Source organism: Actinoplanes sp. ATCC 53533 (assembly GCF_003947245.1).
This window is the reverse complement of the sequence record NZ_QHHV01000377.1, coordinates 1-2,641: the sequence shown is the minus strand read 5'-3', so window position 1 is coordinate 2,641 and position 2,641 is coordinate 1. Positions and strand designations below refer to the sequence as shown.

Here is a 2,641-nt window from a genome sequence, read left to right as displayed (position 1 = left end):
CCCGCTCACCCTGGCCATCATCCAGGCGCTGACCGTGGACTGCGGCGACCAGCGCTACGTGGTGCCGCAGGTGGCCGTGCTGGAGCTGGTCTTCATCGACGGCCAGTCCACGAAGATCGAGTACGCCTCCGGCGCGCCGGTCTACCGGCTGCGCGGCAAGCTGCTGCCGCTGGTCCGGCTGGACCGGACGCTCGGCCTCGACGTCGGCGGTGACCAGGGCGTCTACATCATGGTGCTGCACGCCGACGGGCGCCGCTTCGGCCTGGTCGTGGACCGCGTCCTGAACACCGAGGAAGTGGTGGTCAAGGCGCTCAACAGCAGGTTCAAGGACATCGGCCTGTACGCCGGCGCCACCATCCTGGGCGACGGCAAGGTCGGCCTGATCCTGGACGTCTCCTCGCTCGCCCGGCGCTCGCAACTGTCCGCCGAGTCCGATCGGGGCAACCTGGTGGGCACCTCGCGTGCCACCGGCGGACCCGCCAACGGCGAGCGACTGCTGGTCACGGCCGTCGGTGAACGCCGGGTGGCGATTCCGCTGGACGCGGTCACCCGGCTCGAGGAATTCCCCCGGGACCGCATCGAGCACGCCGGTTCCCGCGAGGTCGTGCAGTACCGGGGCCAGATCCTGCCGCTGGTGCGCCTGTCGCACCTGCTCGGGGCGTACAGCGAGACGGAGGAGGGCGACACCGTGTCCGTAGTCGTCTACAGCGAGGGCGAGCGCAGCGTCGCGCTCGTCGTCGACCGGATCGTCGACATCGCGGAGAATTCCACGACGGCCCGCCGCGAGGCGGAGGAGGACGGCCTGGTCGGCACCGCGGTCATCCAGCAACGGGTGACTGAGCTGCTCGACGTGCGCCGGGCCATCCTGGCCGCCGACCCGAACTTCTATACCGAGGTGGCCGACGAGATCCTGGTGGAGGCCTGAGATGGCGAGCCGTCAGTTCGCCACCTTCGAGGTGGCCGACCAGCTCTTCGGGGTCGAGGTGCACACGGTGCAGGAGGTGCTCTCCTACAACGAGTACACCCCCGTGCCGCTGGCCCCGCCGGCCGTCGGCGGGCTGTTCAACCTGCGTGGCCAGGTGATCGCAGCGGTTGATCTGCGGGTGCAGCTGGGCCTGGTCCGCCAGGCCATGCAGGGACCGGTGATGAACGTGATCCTGCGCGGTGACGGCGAGCCGGTCAGCCTGCTCGTGGACCGCATCGGCGAGGTCGTCGACCTCGACGACGAGGCGTTCGAGGGTCCGCCGGACACGCTCAGCGGCCCGACCCGGGAGCTGGTCACCGGCACGTTCAAGATGGACGGACGGCTGATGCTGGCGCTGGACGTGAACCAGGCAGTCGACACCTATCGAGCCACCACCTGATGTACAGCCTCGTCAGCGCCCCCGTCCTCGGCTTCGACCTGACCCGCCTCGGTGGTGGGTCGGCGACCGCCGAGGTGCTGCTGCGCGCGTTGCGCCTCAGCGTCGGGGACCTGCCGGTGCTGGCCGAGCGGCTGCCCGATGAGGGTGTCCGCGGGCCGCTCTGGGTCGAAGTGGAGAGCGCGGCACGCCGCATGCCGACGCTCAAGGGTCTGAAGGCCGACGACTCGGCCAGCGCGCTGGCCCTGGTCGAGCGCGCCCCGATCGGGTCGGTGGACTCCCTGCTCACCTGCCTGCGGTATGACGTGATGGCCTGGACCTGGCAGGGCACCGGACGCGACGCCACCCAGAGCGAGACGGCCGCCTCGGCGACGGCTCTGCTCTGCGACGCCGCGGTGGCCAGCTACCTGCGTGAGGTGCTCGACGACACGAGCCGCCGGATGCTCGGCGCGGGCTGGGTGTCCGCGCTGCGCAAGCTGCCCGCGGGCCAGCCGATCGACCTGGGCCCACACCACTATGCGGTGTCGGCCCTGCTGGACAGGCTGCGCTCGATCCGGGCGAACGACCTGGCCCGGCTGGTGCAGTCCGCCGAGGACGCGCGGCGCAACGCCGGCGGGTGGTCCCCGGCGGTGCACTCGGCCTCCTGGGCCGCGTACCTGTCCGACCGGGTCCGGACGGCCGCGGCCGCCCAGATGCTGCTCGTGCAGGCGATCGACACAGCCGCGATCCCGCTGGCCGATCGGGCGGGCGGCGTCTGGAACATGCTCAGCGGCGCGGTGCAGGCCCTGGTCGTCCGGGACCTGCTGGACACCGCCACGGCCCATCGGCTGCTCGCGCCGGTGGTCGCGGCGCTCGGCCCGGCGTGGCTCGGGTGAAGGGGCCGGTGACTTCATGATCAGAGTTCTGGTCGTCGACGACTCCGTGGTCGTCCGCCGGCTCATCGTCGACTCGCTGACCGGCGCGCCGGACATCGAGGTGGTCGGCACGGCCGCCAACGGTCTGCTCGCCCAGGCGAAGATCGATCAGCTCAAGCCGGACGCGGTCACGATGGACATCGAGATGCCGCAGATGGACGGCATCGCCGCCGTGCGGGAGCTGCGCAAGCGGCACAAGCACCTGCCGGTGATCATGTTCAGCACGCTGTCCGCGGCCGGGGCGAGCGCGACGCTGGAGGCGCTGTCCGCCGGCGCCACCGACTACGTCACGAAGCCGAGCAACGTCGGCTCGATCGCCGAGTCGATCGCCGCCGTCCGCGAGCAGCTCGTGCCGAAGATCCACGC

The 2,641-nt window shown here is 71.3% G+C and carries 4 protein-coding genes; all 4 read left to right on the top strand.

Translation table 11 applies throughout. The annotated features are described in order from the left end of the window. Positions 1–925: chemotaxis protein CheW (locus DMB66_RS57580; RefSeq protein WP_199753260.1), on the top strand; the 925-nt coding region annotated here is incomplete at its 5' end. A gap of 1 nt (position 926) precedes the next feature. Further along, a complete protein-coding gene (locus DMB66_RS57575) occupies positions 927–1,364 on the top strand; it encodes a chemotaxis protein CheW (RefSeq protein ID WP_125812421.1) in 438 nt (145 codons plus the stop codon). Further along, positions 1,364–2,236, top strand: coding sequence for a hypothetical protein (locus DMB66_RS57570; RefSeq protein WP_125812420.1), 873 nt, complete (start codon positions 1,364–1,366; stop codon positions 2,234–2,236). The genes DMB66_RS57575 and DMB66_RS57570 overlap by 1 nt, the downstream gene beginning before the upstream one ends. A 16-nt stretch (positions 2,237–2,252) precedes the next feature. Continuing rightward, positions 2,253–2,641: response regulator (locus DMB66_RS57565; RefSeq protein WP_125812419.1), on the top strand; the 389-nt coding region annotated here is incomplete at its 3' end.

What these genes read in the sequence shown, in the direction of transcription:
- DMB66_RS57575 (WP_125812421.1), top strand. Translation starts at nt 927, where the DNA reads ATGGCGAGCCGTCAGTTCGCCACCTTCGAGGTGGCCGACCAGCTCTTC.
- DMB66_RS57570 (WP_125812420.1), top strand. Translation starts at nt 1,364, where the DNA reads ATGTACAGCCTCGTCAGCGCCCCCGTCCTCGGCTTCGACCTGACCCGC.